Origin of the sequence: Streptomyces sp. CB02366, from assembly GCF_001905905.1 — a bacterium.
Lineage (GTDB): Bacteria > Actinomycetota > Actinomycetes > Streptomycetales > Streptomycetaceae > Streptomyces.
The window spans coordinates 566,062-580,863 of the sequence record NZ_LIVT01000002.1 but is presented as its reverse complement, the minus strand read 5'-3'; the positions used below and the strand labels follow the sequence as shown (position 1 = coordinate 580,863).

The window sequence follows — 14,802 nt, the reverse complement described above, 5'->3', positions numbered from 1 at the left end:
GCCGAAGGCCCCCGGACCATGTGGTCCGGGGGCCTTCGACGGGCCGTCCGTGCGGGGATCGCGCCCCCGCCGCCCTGCGTCCGGGCGCTACTTGGTGAGATCCTTCTCCATCTCCTTCTCGATCTCCTCCGGTTCGCGCCCCGGTGTCTTGAGGTCGAATTTGGTGATCGCGAAGCGGAAGATCACGTAGTACACGACGGCGAAGCACAGGCCGATCGGAATGATCAGCCACGGTTTCGTGTCCAGATGCCAGTTGACGACGTAGTCGATCAACCCGGCCGAGAAGCTGAATCCCGCGTGCACCCCCAGCAGCCAGGTGATGCCCATCGACGCCCCGGTGAGCACCGCGTGCACGCCGTACAGCAGCGGTGCGACGAACATGAACGAGAACTCCAGCGGCTCGGTCACCCCCGTCACGAAGGAGGTCAGCGCCACCGACACCATCAGCCCCGCCACCTCCTTGCGGCGCTCGGGCCGCGCGCAGTGGGTGATGGCCAGCGCGGCGGCGGGCAGGCCGAACATCATGATCGGGAAGAAGCCCGAGGTGAACTGGCCCGCCGTGGGGTCCTGCGCGAAGAACCGGGAGATGTCGCCCTGCACGGTCTGGCCGTCCGCGCCGGTGAACTCGCCCGCCTGGAACCAGAAGAACGTGTTCAGGAACTGGTGCATGCCGATCGGGATCAGCAGCCGGTTGGCGAAGCCGAAGATCGCCGCGCCCCACGAGCCGAGGTCGATCAGCTGCTTGGAGAACCAGGTCAGCCCGTCGCCCACCGGCTGCCACAGCAGCCCGAACAGGACGCCGAGGACCACGCAGAGGAACGCCATCAGGATCGGCACCAGGCGCCGCCCGTTGAAGAAGCCGAGCCAGTCGACCAGTTTGGTCCGGTGGTAGCGCTGCCACACGACGGCGGTCAGCAGGCCGATCAGGATGCCGCCCAGCACGCCCGGGTTCTGCGGCTCGCCGTCCGGCAGCTCGGCCGTCACCGTGCCGTCGATCGGGAAGGCCGTCAGCACCCCCCGGTAGACCAGGAAGCCGACGACGGCCGCCAGCGCGGTGGAGCCGTCCGCCTTCTTCGCGAACCCGATCGCCACGCCGATGCAGAACAGCAGAGGCAGGCCCAGCTCGCCGTCGAGGATCGCGCCGCCGCCGTTGAGCAGGACCTTGGACGTCTTCTCCCAGAAGGCGCCGTGCAGATAGGAGCCGAAAAGGTTGCCGAGGCTGACGAGCAGGCCGGCGGCGGGGAGGACGGCCACCGGGAGTTGAAGGCTCCGCCCGACCTTCTGCAGGCCCTGGACCGGTCCGTTCCACCATTTCTTCCGCGGGGCTGCCGCGGCGGCGCTCGAACTCATGGGCGTCCTCCCGGAACACTTCACGTTTGGCGGTCGTTGCAAACTGGTGTAGACCAGTTGCGTCACGGCCCGGAGTCCGTACCGGAAGGCAGGGCGCCGGTGATCGTCATCTTTCGGGATCATCCGGTTACCCGCTCGCGAAGTTGGGCCAACCGTGCGTTACCGTGACGAAACGGACCCGCAGCGGGCGGCCGTCTGCGCGTGAAACAGGGAGAAGGACATGGCCACCAAGGCTGAGAAGATCGTCGCCGGACTCGGCGGCATCGACAACATCGACGAGATCGAAGGCTGCATCACCCGCCTCCGCACCGAGGTCCACGACCCCGAGAAGGTCGACGAAGCCGCCCTCAAGGCCGCCGGCGCCCACGGCGTCGTCAAGATGGGCACCGCGATCCAGGTCGTCATCGGCACCGACGCCGACCCGATCGCCGCCGACATCGAAGACATGATGTGACCGGCTGACCCCCCGCCGGAACCGCGGGCCCCGCCCTCCCCACCCGGAGGACGGGGCCCGCGCCGCACCCCGCCCCCGGAACACGGCGGCCCGCCCCGCCCCCACGACCGGGTCGCCGCTGCCGCCCCGCCCCCGCACCACCGGGACGGCGCAACGCGCACCGGCCCGGCGCCCGCCCACCGGGAGGGGCCGACGCACCCGAACGGAGCCACCCCCGCCAGCGGATAAAGTCGGCCCCATGTCTCGCATCGACGGCCGCACCCCCGACCAGCTCCGCCCCGTCACCATCGAACGGAACTGGAGCAAGCACGCCGAAGGCTCCGTCCTCATCTCCTTCGGCGACACCAGAGTCCTCTGCACCGCCTCCGTCACCGAAGGCGTCCCCCGCTGGCGCAAGGGCAGCGGCGAGGGCTGGGTCACCGCCGAGTACGCCATGCTGCCCCGCTCCACCAACACCCGCGGCGACCGCGAAGCCGTACGCGGCAAGATCGGCGGACGCACCCACGAGATCAGCCGGCTGATCGGCCGCTCCCTGCGCGCCGTCATCGACTACAAGGCCCTCGGCGAGAACACCGTCGTCCTGGACTGCGACGTCCTCCAGGCCGACGGAGGCACCCGCACCGCCGCCATCACCGGCGCCTACGTCGCCCTCGCCGACGCCGTCGCCTGGGCCCAGGGCAAGAAGATCGTCAAGGCCGGCCGCAAGCCGCTCACCGACACCGTCGCCGCCATCAGCGTCGGCATCGTCGACGGCGCCCCCCTGCTCGACCTCTGCTACGAGGAGGACGTCCGCGCCGAGACCGACATGAACGTCGTCTGCACCGGCGACGGCCGCTTCGTCGAGGTCCAGGGCACCGCCGAGGGCGCGCCCTTCGACCGCACGGAACTCGGCGCGCTCCTCGACCTCGCCACCGCCGGCTGCGTCGACCTCGCCGCGCTCCAGCGCGACGCCCTCGCGGCCACCCGGGACGCGTAGCGCCCCGCCCCCTCGGGAGAAGAAGCAACCGAACACGCACCGCGGAGCGTCGTTACGGGCACGGGCGCACGGGTCGAACCGTGCGTCCGTCCACGTACCGACCCCCCGGGGAGGGACCGCACCATGGCTTCGCGCCGTCACCGACGCATCGCACTCGCCACCGCCGCCACCCTGCTGACGCTGACCACCGCCGTGGGCTGCGCCGGCCTCGACAAGGCGCTCGACTGCGTCCGCACCGCCGACGCCATCGCCACCAGCGTCGGCAACCTCCGGCAGGCCGTCTCCGACGCCTCCGAGGACATCACCCGGGCATCCGAGTCCCTGGACGAGATCGACCGCGAACTGAAGAAGCTCGGCGACACCACGGACGACGCCGACCTCTCCAAGGCCGTCGACGACCTCCAGACGGGCGTCAAGGAGGTCCGCGCGTCCATCGAGGCCGGCGACGCCACCCCCGACATCACCCCAGTGACGGACGCGGCCACCGAGGTCGGCAAGATCTGCAGCCCGTAGCCCTCCCGGCCCTCCCCGGGGCGGCGCGGGCGGGGTCGGGGCCGCGCCGCCGCGCTCCCCGGCGGGGACCGCGCCGCTCGCGGTCGGCGGTCCCGGCGATAATCGCCCCATGAAGCGCCTGATCCTCGCCACCCGCAACGCCGGGAAAATCACCGAGCTCCACGCCATCCTCGCCGACGCGGGACTCGACCTCGACCTCGTCGGCGCGGACGCGTACCCCGACATCCCCGACGTCAAGGAGACCGGCGTCACCTTCGCCGAGAACGCGCTCCTCAAGGCCCACGCCCTGGCCCGCGCCACCGGCCACCCCGCCGTCGCCGACGACTCCGGCCTCTGCGTGGACGTCCTCGGCGGCGCCCCCGGCATCTTCTCGGCCCGCTGGTCGGGCGCCCACGGCGACGACGAGGCCAACCTGAACCTGCTCCTGGCCCAGCTCGGCGACATCGACACCCCCCACCGGGGCGCGTACTTCGCCTGCGCCGCCGCCCTGGCCCTCCCGGACGGCACGGAGCGCGTGGTGGAGGGCCGCCTGAACGGCATCCTCCGCCACACCCCGTCCGGAGCCCACGGCTTCGGTTACGACCCGATCCTCCAGCCCGAGGGCGAGACGCGCACCTGTGCGGAGCTGACCCCGGCCGAGAAGAACGCGATCAGCCACCGCGGCAAGGCGTTCCGGGCGCTGGCGCCGGTGGTGCGGGAGTTGGTGGGCTGACAGTGAGGCAGGGCGGCTGCGACCTTCGAAACGAAGGTCGCAGCCGCCCTGCACCTGTGGGCCCGGTGGGACTCGAACCCACGACACACCGGACCTAAACCGGCGCCCTCTTGGCCAGCTGGGGTACGGACCCGCGTGCCCCACTCTACTGTGCGAGGCCGCGGCGATTCGAGAACGTGTGTGTCTGGCTGTGGCATGAGGGACACAGGTAACGGAGGTTCTCCCGGCGGTTGTCGAGCCGGTCGCCGTTGATGTGGTCGATCTCCAGGACGAGCCGTCTGCCTCGCCAGGTATCGCCGATGCCGCACCTCACGCAAACCTGAGGAGCCCCGACCTCGTCCAGGGCCCGTCGTAACCGAACCGTCTTCGTCCGAGAGGCTCCGGAGTCCAGACGACGGAGTATCTCCGTCGCGGACATGCGGTTCGGTGAGCGTGTGCCGCGGCTGTGCCCCTGCCCGGTGAAGTGGTCCACTGACAAGCCGTACGCTTCGATGTCCCGCTTCACCCGGGCACGAGCGGCGTTGTTCTTGTCGCTCAGGCCCAGGGCTCTCAGGACACCGGCCAGGCTGTGGGATGCGGCGACCGCCCGGGCCAGCTCGGCGCGCGGAGTCGAGGCCGTTCCGTACCGGCGGCCACTGGTGAAGTGGGACGTGTCGATGCCGAACCGGTCCATTCTCGCGCGCAGGTAGCCGTAGGGGCTTTCGGTCGGCGGAAGACCCATGTACGTGAACATCTCCCGGATGCTCCGCGAGCGCGAGGCGGCTTCGGCAAGGAGTTCACGCGGGTAGGCGCGACGCTTTCGCGGCGGGAGGTCTTCTTCCACGAAGTGGGATGTGTCGATTCCGTAGTGCGCGAGCCGCTGTCGTACGTATCGCAGCGTCCGGCTGCCCGAAGGGGCGCCGAGACGGCGCAGGAGATCGACGAGGCTGCTCGATTCCGAGGCCGCCCGGGCCAGCAGTTCCCGGGGGTAGGCGGTGCTCACGCCGTGCTCCCGCGCTTGCGGCCCCGATAGGTATCGGTCGCCGCGTGGCAGTTGGGGCAGAGGAAGCGCAGGTTCTCCGGACGGTTGTCCCACCAGTCACCGTTGACGTGGTCCACTTCGAGCCGGAGCGGTTGCCCCAGCCATTCACCAGTGTTGCCGCATTCAGCGCATTTGTCCTCGACTCCTCGACGGACGAGCTCCCTGCCGAGCCGGACGCCGGAGACTCTGCCGTCCGCGGGCGTACGGAGAGTCAGACGGTCTCCGGTCGAGCGTGTGGCCCGTCGTGCGCCAGACGACACCGCGGTGAAGTGGGACGTGTCGATGCGCAGAGCGGTGATGCGACGGGTGATGTGGGCGTGGTTGCCGCCCACCGGGCTGATGCCCAACCCCCGCACGACGTCGGCGACGCTGGTGGAGCGCGCGACCAGCACGCGCAGCTTCTCTTCCGTGTGGCGCACTGGTGTGTTGGTGAAGTGCGTGATGTCCACACCCGCCTCCGCCATCTTCTTGCGCAGATAGCTTCGGCTTCCCGGTGTCGGCTTCCCGCCGCACCACAGCACCGCATCGGTGGCGTTCGTGGTCATGCGCGCCGCCTCCTCCAGCAGCTCACGCGTGTAGCGAACCATCTCCATCCCCCTCCGGTCCCCGCCGCGCATGCGTTCGCGGCCCCGTACGGAGTAACGAACCGGTTATCGGACCGTCACGCCCGGCATGCGGCGACCAAGCGGAACGGTCCGCCCCGCTCATGGCGAGCGGGGCGGACCGTTTCTCCGGGAAAGGGGAGGCGGGAGGGGTCAGAACTTCGGGTCCGGCGACTGCGCCTGAACCAGTTCCGCGGCCTCCTCGTCCGTCTCCACCGACGGCGGGGAGCCGATCAGCGGCTGCTGGGCGGTCTCCTTCATGCAGGCCACCGCGATCACGCCGATCAGGGCCGCCGCCATCGCGTAGTACGCCGGCATCAGGTTGGAACCGCTCCAGCTGATCAGGGCCGTGATCACCAGCGGGGTGGTGCCGCCGAAGATCGACGCGGAGAGGTTGTAGCCGACCGACAGGGACCCGTAGCGCACGTGGGTCGGGAACAGGGCGGGGAGCGCCGCCGACATCGTGCCGAGCATGCAGACCAGGGAGAGGCCCAGCATCAGCATGCCGACCGTGATCGGCAGGATGCCGTCGATCCGGATGAGGAGGAACGCGGGCAGCGAGAGGAAGAGGAAGCCCAGCATGCCGGTCATCAGCAGCGGCTTGCGGCCGAAGCGGTCGGAGAGCTTGCCGACCTGGCTGATGATCAGCATCAGGAACACCATCACCGCCAGCAGGATCAGCAGCCCGTGGGTCTCGCTGTAGCCCAGCTCGTCGGAGAGGTACGTCGGCATGTACGACAGCAGCATGTAGTCGGTGATGTTGTACGCGCCGACCAGGCAGATGCAGAGGATCAGCGTCGGCCAGTACTGCCGGAAGATCTTCGCTAGGTCGCCCTTGGCCGTGGCCTCGACGCCGTCCGCCGCCTCCGACGCGTGCGCGGTGCCGCCCTCCAGCTTCTGGAAGGCCGGGGTCTCGTCCAGCTTCAGCCGCAGGTAGAGGCCGACCAGGCCCAGCGGGCCCGCGACGAGGAACGGGATCCTCCAGCCCCAGGCTTCCATCTGCGCGTCGGTCAGCAGGGCGTACAGGGCCGTGACGAGGCCCGCGGCGCCGACGTAGCCGGCCAGGGTGCCGAACTCCAGGAAGCTGCCGAAGAAACCGCGGCGCTTGTCGGGGGCGTACTCGGCGATGAACGTCGAGGCGCCGCCGTACTCGCCGCCCGTCGAGAAGCCCTGGAGCATGCGGAAGAAGATCAGCAGGACCGCGGCCCAGACGCCGATCGTGTCGTGCGAGGGGATCAGGCCGATGGCGAACGTGCCGATCGCCATCAGGATCATCGTCAGCGCGAGGACCTTCTTGCGGCCGAGCTTGTCGCCCATGGGGCCGAAGAACATGCCGCCCAGCGGCCGTACCAGGAAGGCCACCGCGAAGGTCGCGAAGGAGGAGAGGAGCTGGGTGGTGTCGTTTCCGGAGGGGAAGAACACGTGCCCGATGGTGACGGCGAGGTAGGAGTAGATGCCGAAGTCGAACCACTCCATGGCGTTGCCGAGGGAGGCCGCTTTCACGGCCCGCTTGACCGCGGCGTCGTCCGTGACCGTGATGTCCGTCCGGCGCAGCGGGGGGTTCCGCCGTTTCCGGATGGCCCGGAAGAGGGTGGGGTGGCGTTTGACCGCTTCGGGGTCGGCCGCCTGGTGGGGGTCGGAGGCCGCCATGGCCGGGTCCTTTCCTCGCAGTGCGTTCCAGGAAAGGCTTCTGCGCGGAGATGGCGGTCGCAAACCGACTTCGGGGGCCGATGCGATCTCCCTCACACGATCTCGACGGGTTCTCCGCGTCGGAGGGCGCGTCGAGACCGGGTGAGGGCGGTCGGGGCTCCGGGAGCGGTTAGATGCCCAGGTCCCTGATGATCTTGGCCACGTGGCCGGTCGCCTTCACGTTGTAGAACGCGTGCTCGACCTTGCCGTCCTCGTCGACGACGACCGTGGAACGGATCACGCCCGTCACCACTTTGCCGTAGAGCTTCTTCTCGCCGAAGGCGCCGTAGGCCTCCAAAGTTTCTTTGGACGGGTCGCCCACCAGGGTGATCTTGAGGTTCTCCGTGTCGCGGAACTTCGCGAGCTTCTCCGGCTTGTCGGGGGAGACGCCGATGACGTCGTACCCGGCGGCGGCCAGGACGTCGAGATTGTCGGTGAAGTCGCAGGCCTGCTTGGTGCATCCGGGGGTAAGAGCGGCCGGGTAGAAGTACACGATGACCTTGCGGCCCTTGTGGTCCGCGAGCGAGACCTCGTTGCCGTCGGCGTCGGGAAGGGTGAAGGCGGGAGCGGGGTCGCCGGGCTTCAGTCGCTCGCTCATCTGGTTCTCCTCGGGTGGTGCACGGGTCGGACGGGACCGAGGGTAATAGGGGTGCCGCCGGGTGTGCGGGCGTTCGAGCTGACAGACTGTCGGCGAAGGATCCAGACGAAGGTTTACCGGACGACGACCACGGAGGCGGCGCAGTGTCGGATGCCAGGACCCCTGCGCAGATCGAGGCGGACATCATCAGCAGGCGCAAGCGGCTCGCTGTGGTGCTCGACGAGATCGGGGTGCGCGTACACCCGAAGACGATCATGGGAGACGCCAAGGCGAAGGCGGCCCAGACGGTGGACCGGACGGCCGGCCGCGCCTTCGTCGCGGTGAACCGTTCGGTGTCGGAGGTGAAGGCGCAGTTCGTCGCGGAGGACGGCTCCCCGCGGCTGGAGCGGGTGGTTCCCGCGGCGCTGCTGGTGGTGGGCGTGGTGGGGCTGATCGCCGTGTCGAAGCGTCGCGGGAAGTGAGCGTGGGGCGGGCGGAGGCGCTGCGGGCCGGCCGGGTCCTCGGGGTGTGCCGTGTCGGGGCGCACCCGGAGGCGTGCGGTGCGGGGCGCGGCAGGTAGGTTGCGGGCGTGAGCGAGAACACCCGCGGAACCCCGCACGACGACAAGCTGCCCATCCGGATGCTGCACGACCGGGTGCTGGTGCGGAACGACACGGCCGAGGGCGAGCGGCGCTCCGGCGGCGGCATCCTGATCCCGGCGACGGCCGCGGTGGGACGGCGGCTCGCCTGGGCGGTGGTCGTCGCGGTCGGCCAGAACGTGCGGACGGTGGAGCCCGGTGACCGGGTGCTGTACGACCCGGAGGACCGCGCCGAGGTCGAGGTGCGGGGCGTGGCGTACGTACTGATGCGGGAGCGCGATCTGCACGCGGTGGCCGCCGACCGGTTCGAGGGTTCGGTGGATTCGACCGGGTTGTACCTGTAGGGCGTCGCCGAGCAGGCGGGGCTTTCGGAACACGCCCTGGACGGCGCCGGTCGGTGCCTCCGTCTCGGCCCACAGGGCCTGGTGACCGTCGTCACCAGGCCCTTCCCCTGTTTTTGCTACGGTGGGGCCACCCGACGAGACGCGCCGTACCGGGTTGGCAAAGACGACGCACCCGTTCTGTTCGCGTGGTTCTCGTCGGAGGTGCCTGTCATGGCGTGGGTTCTGTTGATCGTCGCCGGTCTGCTCGAAGTGGGCTGGTCGATCGGGATGAAGTACACCGAGGGGTTCACCCGGTTGTGGCCGAGCGTGTTCACCGGTCTGGGGATCGTGGCGAGCATGGTGCTGCTGTCCCAGGCGGCGAAGTCGCTGCCGATCGGTACGGCGTACGGCGTGTGGGTCGGTATCGGGGCGGCCGGGGCGGCGATCCTGGGGATGGTCGTGCTGAACGAGCCGGTGACCGCCGCCCGGATCTTCTTCGTGTGTCTGCTGCTGGTGGCCGTGGTCGGCCTGAAGGCGACGTCCGGGCACTGACGTCCGGTCCGCCGTGAGGGCCGGTCCGCGGGGAGGCCGTCAGCGGGCGCCGGGGGCGCCCCGGCCCGTCGTGCCGCGCCCGCCCCCTTCCTCGCGGTCTCCCTCCGTGCCGCCCTCGTCCGTACTGCCCTCGTCTGTGTCGTCGCCGGTTCCGTCGGGGGCGCCGGAGGTGTTGCCGCCGGTCTCCGTGCCGGGTGGCGGCGGGGTGCTGCCGGAGGGGTCGTCCGGGGCGGCGTCGAAGGGGTCGGAGCTGGGCTCCGAGGAGGAGGACGGGTCCGCGGAGCCGTCGGAGTCCTCGTCGAGCGGGGCCTCGTCCTCGTCGGAGCCGGGGGCCGGCCGCAGGTCGAAATCCTGGGCGGGGGCGGAGCGGAGCGCCGCCCGCGTGTAGGCGGCCCAGGTCTCGGCCGGGGGGCCGCCGCCGTTGACACGGGACAGACCGAGGGCTCCGTACAGCGGGGTCTGGGCGCCGGTGTCCGGGTTCTGGCCCATCACGGCGACGACGGTCGCGAGGTCGGGGGTGTATCCGGCGAACCAGGCGGCCCGGTCCTCCTCGGCGGTTCCGGTCTTGCCGGCGGCCGGGCGCCCCGCCGCCCGGGCCGCCGTGCCGGTGCCCCCCTCGATGACGCTGCGCAGGACGGCGGTGGTGGTGTCGGCGGCTTCGCGGGGGACGGCCTGGGTGGTCGTCCGGGCGGGCAGGTCGATCTCCGCGCCGTCCTTGGTGACCTTGTCGACGAGGACGTACCGGCCGTGCCGCCCGTGGTCGGCGAGGGTGGCGTACGCCTCGGTCATGTCGAGGACGCTGGCGTTGGCGGTGCCGAGGGCGATGGAGGGGGAGGCGGTGAGGTCCGGGGTGTCCGCGGGGACGCCGAGGGCGACGGCGGTGGCGCGGACCTTCGCGGGGCCGACGTCCTGCGCCATCTGCGCGTAGACGGCGTTGACGGACTTGTCGGTGGCGGTGCGCACGGTGATGTCGCCGTAGTCGGTGTCGTCCTCGTTGGCGGGGGCGTAGTCGGTGGCGCCCCGGGGGCCGACGACCGGGCGCTTGTTGGTGCCGTCGTAGACGGTGTTCGGGGTGATGCGCCGGCCGTCCTGGGTGGTGGAGCCGTTGACGACGGCGGAGGTGAGGACGAACGGCTTGAAGATGGAGCCGACCTGGTAGTCGCGCCGGGTGGCGTTGCTGACGTACTGCTTGGTGTAGTCGATGCCGCCGTACAGGGCGACGACCTCGCCGGTGTCCGGGACGATCGAGGCCCCGCCGACGCGGACGTTGCGGTCGGCCTCGCGGTCGGCGCCGGTCCTCGACGTCACGTGGGTGTCGACGGCCTCGACGAAGGAGTCCTGCTTGGCCTTGTCGATGGTGGTGGTGATGCGGTAGCCGCCGGTGGCGAGGGTCTTCCCGTCGAGGATGCCGCGCTGCTCCAGGTAGTCCTCGACGGCCTGCACGAGGTAGCCGCGCTGGCCGGAGAGCCCGGTGGGGGGCTTGGCCTCCCCGGGGGTGGGGAAGCGGGCGTCCGCCCGTTCGGCGGCGGTGAGCCGGTCCTCCTTGACCATGCCGTCCAGGACGTAGTTCCAGCGGTGCCGGGCGGCGGGCTCGTTGTCGGGGTGGGCGACGACGTCGTAGGCGCTGGGGGCGTTGAGGAGGGCGGCGAGGTACGCGCCTTCGGCGGTGGTGAGGTCCTCGACGTTCTTGCCGTAGTACGCCTGGGCGGCGGCCTGGATGCCGTACGCGTTGCGCCCGAAGTAGCTGGTGTTGAGGTAGCCCTCGAAGATCTGGTCCTTGGTCTTCTCGCGGTTGAGCTTGATCGCGATGATGAACTCCTTGGCCTTGCGCAGGAGGGTGCGTTCCTGGCCGAGGTAGTAGTTCTTCACGTACTGCTGGGTGATGGTCGAGCCGCCCTGCTTGCCCTTGCCGGTCACGGTGTTCCAGCCGGCGCGGACCATCGCCTTCACGTCCACGGCGCGGTCGGAGTAGAAGTCCCGGTCCTCGGCGGCGAGCACCGCGTGCTGGACGGTGGCGGGGACCTGGGAGAGCTTGACCTTCTCCCGGTTCACGTCGCCGTCGCGGGCGATGACGGTGCCGTCGTTGTAGAGGTAGACGTTGGACTGGGCGGTGGCGGCGGCGTTGGCGGCCGGGATGTCGACGAGGCGGTAGGCGGCGAAGATCCCGGCGCCCACGAGCAGGGCCAGGCCCAGGAGGGCGCCGAGGGCCGTCCGCCAGGTCGGAACGGCGCGCCGCCAGCCGGTGCGGCGGGGCCGTGCCTTCTTCCCGGCTCCGCCCTTCCTGCCGGGCGGTTCCGCGGACTCGTCTCCCGGTGGGGCCGCGGCGCCCGAGGGGTCGCGGGGGGCCCAGTGCTGTGACTCGTCGCTCATGTCGGTGGGGCTCCTCGGGCGTGGTCAGTGCCCCCATACTGCCCGTTTCAACATGAAATCTTCAGTTAGTAACGTTTCGTTCCCTCGTCCGTCGCCCCGAATGGTCGCCCGCACGGCGGCCCGATATCCGGTCGCGGCGGTCGGCGCGCCCGCACTAGGATCGGACGCTTTGGCGGCGGGGGCCGGCGGCGGTGGGGAGAGGGGACGGAGTGCGGCTCTACGCGGTGGTGGCGGCGGGCGGATTCCGGCGCTACGCCACCTATCGGACGGCCACGGCCGCGGGGGTGTTCACCAACACGGTCTTCGGCTTCATCGTGGCGTACACCTACACCGCCCTCTGGGACGCGCGCCCGCAGCTCGGCGGGTACGACACCTCCCAGGCGCTGACCTACGTCTGGCTCGGACAGGCCCTGCTGATGGCCTGCGCCATGATGGGCGGCGGTTTCGAGGACGAACTGGTCGAGCGCATCCGTACGGGGGACATCGCCGTCGATCTCTACCGCCCCGTCGACCTCCAGCTGTGGTGGCTGGCGGGAGACCTGGGGAGGGCGGCGTTCCATCTGCTGGGCCGGGGCGTCGTGCCGATGCTCCTGGGGGCGCTCGCCTTCGATCTCGCGCTCCCCGCCTCGCCGTGGACCTGGCTCGCCTTCCTCCTGTCGGTGTTCCTGGGCGTGGTGGTCGGTTTCGCGGTGCGCTACCTGGTCGCGCTGTCGGCGTTCTGGCTGATGGACGGGGCGGGCGCGATGCGGATCGTGTCGCTGGCCGGGCTGTTCTTCTCCGGGATGCTGCTCCCGCTGAACCTCTTCCCCGGGGTGCTGGGCGAGGTGGCGCGGGCGCTGCCGTGGTCCTCGCTGCTCCAGGTCCCGGCCGATGTGTTCCTCGGCGAGCGCACGGGGTGGGGGCTGGTGGGGGCGTACGCGTTCCAGGGCGGCTGGGCGCTGGTGCTGCTGCTGGCGGGCCGGCTGGTGCAGACCGCGGCGACCAGGAGGGTGGTGGTGCAGGGTGGCTGAGGACGTGGCGCGGGCCGCCGGGGCGGACCGGGCGGAGGGAACGCGCGGGCCCGGACGCCCGGAGCTCGGGGAGGCCGTGGCGGCCGGGGTGTTCGTGCTCCCGGCGCGGTCCCGGCTGCTGGAGGGCGTACGGGCGTACGGGCTGATCACGGCCATGTGGGTGCGCTCCACGATGGCGTACCGGGCCTCGTTCGCGATGACGGTGTTCGGGGACTTCGCGGTGACGGCCTTCGACTTCGTGACGATCCTGCTGATGTTCTCGCACGTCGACGCGCTGGGCGGCTACAGCCTGCCGGAGATCGCCCTGCTGTACGGGCTGTCGGCCACCGCGTTCGGCCTCTGCGACCTGCTGCTGGGGTCGATGGACCGGGTGGGCCGCCGGGTACGCGACGGGACGCTGGACACCCTGCTGGTGCGGCCGGTCCCGGTGCTGGCACAGGTCGCGGCGGACCGGTTCGCGCTGCGCCGGCTCGGGCGGATCACCCAGGGGCTGCTGGTGCTCGGCTACGCGCTCGTCACGCTGGACATCGCGTGGACGCCGCTGAAGGCGCTGACGCTGCCGATGGCGCTGGTGAGCGGGGCGGCGATCTTCGGGGCGGTCTTCGTGGCGGGCGCGGCGTTCCAGTTCGTCGCGCAGGACGCCTCGGAGGTGCAGAACTCCTTCACGTACGGCGGGACCACGCTGCTCCAATACCCGCCCACGGTCTTCGCGAAGGACCTCGTGCGCGGGGTGACGTTCGTGGTGCCGCTGGCCTTCGTCAGCTGGCTGCCCGCGCTGTACGTGCTGGGCCGGGAGTACCCGCTCGATCTGCCGCGGTGGGCGGCGTTCCTGCCTCCGGTGGTGGCGGCCGTCTGCTGGGTGCTCGCGGGCCTCGCGTGGCGGGCGGGGCTGCGGGCCTACCGGAGCACGGGCAGTTGAGGGAAGCGGAGAGGGAGAGGGACGTGGGCGAGAGGGAGACGGACGTGGCGGGCGGGGCGGCGTGGGAGGAGCGGGACGAGAGGGACGAGAGGGACGAGCGGAGGGGCACGGGCGCGGGCGGCGACGGGTTCATCACCCTCGACGGCGTCGAGAAGGTCTTTTGGGTCCGCCGCCGCACGGGGCTGCTGCGCGCCGAGCGCCGCGAGGTGCGGGCCGTGGACGGGATCAGCTTCCGGGTCGCGCGGGGCGAGATGGTCGGGTACATCGGTCCGAACGGCGCCGGGAAGTCGACCACGATCAAGATGCTGACGGGCATCCTCACCCCGAGCGGCGGCCGGTTGCGCGTCGCGGGCGTCGACCCCTCCCGGGAGCGCACCCGGCTGGCGCACCGGATCGGGGTGGTGTTCGGCCAGCGGACGACGCTCTGGTGGGACCTGCCGCTGCGCGACTCGTACCGGCTCATGCACCGCATGTACCGCATTCCCGACGCCCGTTACCGGGAGAACCTGGACCGGTGCGTCGAACTCCTGGACCTGGGCGATCTGCTGGAGGTTCCGGTACGGCAGCTCTCGCTGGGGCAGCGGATGCGCGGCGACATCGCGGCGGCGCTGCTGCACGACCCCGAGGTGCTGTACCTGGACGAGCCGACGATCGGCCTGGACGTGGTCTCCAAGACCCGGGTGCGGCAGTTCCTCAAGGACCTGAACGCCGAGCGGGGGACGACGGTCCTGCTGACGACCCACGACCTCACCGACATCGAGCAGTTGTGCGGCCGGGTCATGGTGATCGACCACGGGCGCCTGATGTACGACGGTTCACTGGCCGGCCTCCACGAGGTGGGGGAGAGCGAGCGCATGCTCGTGGTGGACCTGGAGCGCGAACTCCCGCCGATCCGGCTGGAGCCGGAGGGGGCTGGGGGCCGGCCGGCCGTGCGCGCCGTCAAGGTGGAGGGCGTGCGCCAGTGGCTGGCGTTCCCCGCCGCCGCGTCGGCGGCCCCGCTGGTGGCGCGGATCGCCGCGGAGTACCCGCTGGTCGACCTGTCGGTGCGGGAGCCGGACATCGAGGCCGTGATCGCGCGGATGTACGAGTCGACGCCGTGAGGGGCGGCCGGCAGGGCCCCCTCCGGGGGCGGCGC

The 14,802-nt window shown here is 71.0% G+C and carries 16 protein-coding genes, 1 tRNA gene and 1 riboswitch; of the genes, 10 read left to right on the top strand and 7 right to left on the bottom strand.

What is annotated here, in order from left to right; genetic code table 11:
* Positions 1-87: 87 nt before the first annotated feature.
* Positions 88-1,350, bottom strand: a complete 1,263-nt coding sequence (locus tag AMK24_RS08055) for a PTS transporter subunit EIIC (protein WP_073766482.1) — start codon at positions 1,348-1,350, stop codon at positions 88-90.
* A 220-nt stretch (positions 1,351-1,570) separates the two neighbouring features.
* Here AMK24_RS08055 and AMK24_RS08050 point away from each other — a divergent pair, with 220 nt between their 5' ends.
* The 4 genes from AMK24_RS08050 to rdgB all read left to right on the top strand — a co-directional run bounded on the left by AMK24_RS08050 (position 1,571) and on the right by rdgB (position 4,005).
* Positions 1,571-1,804, top strand: a complete 234-nt coding sequence (locus tag AMK24_RS08050) for a glucose PTS transporter subunit EIIB (RefSeq protein ID WP_003968866.1) — start codon at positions 1,571-1,573, stop codon at positions 1,802-1,804.
* Positions 1,805-2,042: 238 nt separating this feature from the next.
* Positions 2,043-2,780 (top strand): ribonuclease PH, encoded by a 738-nt coding sequence (gene rph / locus AMK24_RS08045; RefSeq protein ID WP_073766480.1) that lies wholly within the window; start codon positions 2,043-2,045, stop codon positions 2,778-2,780.
* A gap of 123 nt (positions 2,781-2,903) precedes the next feature.
* A complete protein-coding gene (locus AMK24_RS08040; RefSeq protein WP_073766478.1) occupies positions 2,904-3,293 on the top strand; it encodes a hypothetical protein in 390 nt (129 codons plus the stop codon).
* A 109-nt stretch (positions 3,294-3,402) separates the two neighbouring features.
* Positions 3,403-4,005 carry an RdgB/HAM1 family non-canonical purine NTP pyrophosphatase gene (gene rdgB, locus AMK24_RS08035; RefSeq protein WP_073766476.1) on the top strand — a complete coding sequence of 201 codons (603 nt, stop codon included), beginning with the start codon at positions 3,403-3,405 and terminating at the stop codon, positions 4,003-4,005.
* A 57-nt stretch (positions 4,006-4,062) separates the two neighbouring features.
* Here the strand turns inward: rdgB and AMK24_RS08030 are convergent.
* From AMK24_RS08030 to bcp, 5 genes are all read right to left on the bottom strand, one after another.
* Positions 4,063-4,138: transfer RNA gene (locus AMK24_RS08030), tRNA-Leu, on the bottom strand.
* Positions 4,139-4,150: 12 nt separating this feature from the next.
* A complete protein-coding gene (locus AMK24_RS08025; protein ID WP_073766474.1) occupies positions 4,151-4,987 on the bottom strand; it encodes an HNH endonuclease signature motif containing protein in 837 nt (278 codons plus the stop codon).
* Positions 4,984-5,619, bottom strand: coding sequence for an HNH endonuclease signature motif containing protein (locus tag AMK24_RS08020; protein ID WP_073766472.1), 636 nt, complete (start codon positions 5,617-5,619; stop codon positions 4,984-4,986). Before AMK24_RS08020 ends, AMK24_RS08025 begins: the two co-directional genes overlap by 4 nt.
* Before the next feature lie 162 nt (positions 5,620-5,781).
* On the bottom strand, positions 5,782-7,278 hold the full coding sequence (gene proP, locus AMK24_RS08015) for a glycine betaine/L-proline transporter ProP (RefSeq protein ID WP_073766470.1): 1,497 nt from the start codon (positions 7,276-7,278) through the stop codon (positions 5,782-5,784).
* A gap of 169 nt (positions 7,279-7,447) precedes the next feature.
* Positions 7,448-7,915 (bottom strand): thioredoxin-dependent thiol peroxidase, encoded by a 468-nt coding sequence (bcp, locus tag AMK24_RS08010; RefSeq protein ID WP_073766468.1) that lies wholly within the window; start codon positions 7,913-7,915, stop codon positions 7,448-7,450.
* A 143-nt stretch (positions 7,916-8,058) separates the two neighbouring features.
* Between bcp and AMK24_RS08005 the strand changes: the two genes are divergently transcribed.
* From AMK24_RS08005 to AMK24_RS07995, 3 genes are all read left to right on the top strand, one after another.
* Complete coding sequence (locus tag AMK24_RS08005) at positions 8,059-8,376, top strand: DUF3618 domain-containing protein (RefSeq protein ID WP_073766466.1); 318 nt, start codon at positions 8,059-8,061, stop codon at positions 8,374-8,376.
* A gap of 158 nt (positions 8,377-8,534) precedes the next feature.
* On the top strand, positions 8,535-8,837 hold the full coding sequence (locus AMK24_RS08000; RefSeq protein ID WP_043974418.1) for a GroES family chaperonin: 303 nt from the start codon (positions 8,535-8,537) through the stop codon (positions 8,835-8,837).
* Between the two features lie 110 nt (positions 8,838-8,947).
* Positions 8,948-9,010: riboswitch (guanidine-III (ykkC-III) riboswitch) on the top strand.
* A gap of 37 nt (positions 9,011-9,047) precedes the next feature.
* Positions 9,048-9,368, top strand: a complete 321-nt coding sequence (locus AMK24_RS07995) for a DMT family transporter (RefSeq protein ID WP_073766462.1) — start codon at positions 9,048-9,050, stop codon at positions 9,366-9,368.
* Positions 9,369-9,407: 39 nt separating this feature from the next.
* Here the strand turns inward: AMK24_RS07995 and AMK24_RS07990 are convergent, their stop codons facing one another.
* Positions 9,408-11,738, bottom strand: a complete 2,331-nt coding sequence (locus tag AMK24_RS07990) for a transglycosylase domain-containing protein (protein WP_073766460.1) — start codon at positions 11,736-11,738, stop codon at positions 9,408-9,410.
* A gap of 209 nt (positions 11,739-11,947) precedes the next feature.
* Here AMK24_RS07990 and AMK24_RS07985 point away from each other — a divergent pair, with 209 nt between their 5' ends.
* From AMK24_RS07985 to AMK24_RS07975, 3 genes are all read left to right on the top strand, one after another.
* Positions 11,948-12,748 (top strand): ABC transporter permease, encoded by an 801-nt coding sequence (locus AMK24_RS07985; protein WP_073766458.1) that lies wholly within the window; start codon positions 11,948-11,950, stop codon positions 12,746-12,748.
* A 76-nt stretch (positions 12,749-12,824) separates the two neighbouring features.
* On the top strand, positions 12,825-13,667 hold the full coding sequence (locus AMK24_RS07980; protein ID WP_073766747.1) for an ABC transporter permease: 843 nt from the start codon (positions 12,825-12,827) through the stop codon (positions 13,665-13,667).
* A gap of 131 nt (positions 13,668-13,798) precedes the next feature.
* Positions 13,799-14,767 (top strand): ABC transporter ATP-binding protein, encoded by a 969-nt coding sequence (locus AMK24_RS07975; RefSeq protein ID WP_073766745.1) that lies wholly within the window; start codon positions 13,799-13,801, stop codon positions 14,765-14,767.
* Positions 14,768-14,802 lie beyond the last annotated feature (35 nt).

Bases quoted from the DNA above. Each gene is read 5' to 3' on its own strand.
- AMK24_RS08055 (WP_073766482.1), bottom strand. From the start codon at position 1,350: ATGAGTTCGAGCGCCGCCGCGGCAGCCCCGCGGAAGAAATGGTGGAAC.
- AMK24_RS08050 (WP_003968866.1), top strand. From the start codon at position 1,571: ATGGCCACCAAGGCTGAGAAGATCGTCGCCGGACTCGGCGGCATCGAC.
- rph (WP_073766480.1), top strand. From the start codon at position 2,043: ATGTCTCGCATCGACGGCCGCACCCCCGACCAGCTCCGCCCCGTCACC.
- AMK24_RS08040 (WP_073766478.1), top strand. From the start codon at position 2,904: ATGGCTTCGCGCCGTCACCGACGCATCGCACTCGCCACCGCCGCCACC.
- rdgB (WP_073766476.1), top strand. From the start codon at position 3,403: ATGAAGCGCCTGATCCTCGCCACCCGCAACGCCGGGAAAATCACCGAG.
- AMK24_RS08020 (WP_073766472.1), bottom strand. From the start codon at position 5,619: ATGGAGATGGTTCGCTACACGCGTGAGCTGCTGGAGGAGGCGGCGCGC.
- proP (WP_073766470.1), bottom strand. From the start codon at position 7,278: ATGGCGGCCTCCGACCCCCACCAGGCGGCCGACCCCGAAGCGGTCAAA.
- bcp (WP_073766468.1), bottom strand. From the start codon at position 7,915: ATGAGCGAGCGACTGAAGCCCGGCGACCCCGCTCCCGCCTTCACCCTT.
- AMK24_RS08000 (WP_043974418.1), top strand. From the start codon at position 8,535: ATGCTGCACGACCGGGTGCTGGTGCGGAACGACACGGCCGAGGGCGAG.
- AMK24_RS07995 (WP_073766462.1), top strand. From the start codon at position 9,048: ATGGCGTGGGTTCTGTTGATCGTCGCCGGTCTGCTCGAAGTGGGCTGG.
- AMK24_RS07990 (WP_073766460.1), bottom strand. From the start codon at position 11,738: ATGAGCGACGAGTCACAGCACTGGGCCCCCCGCGACCCCTCGGGCGCC.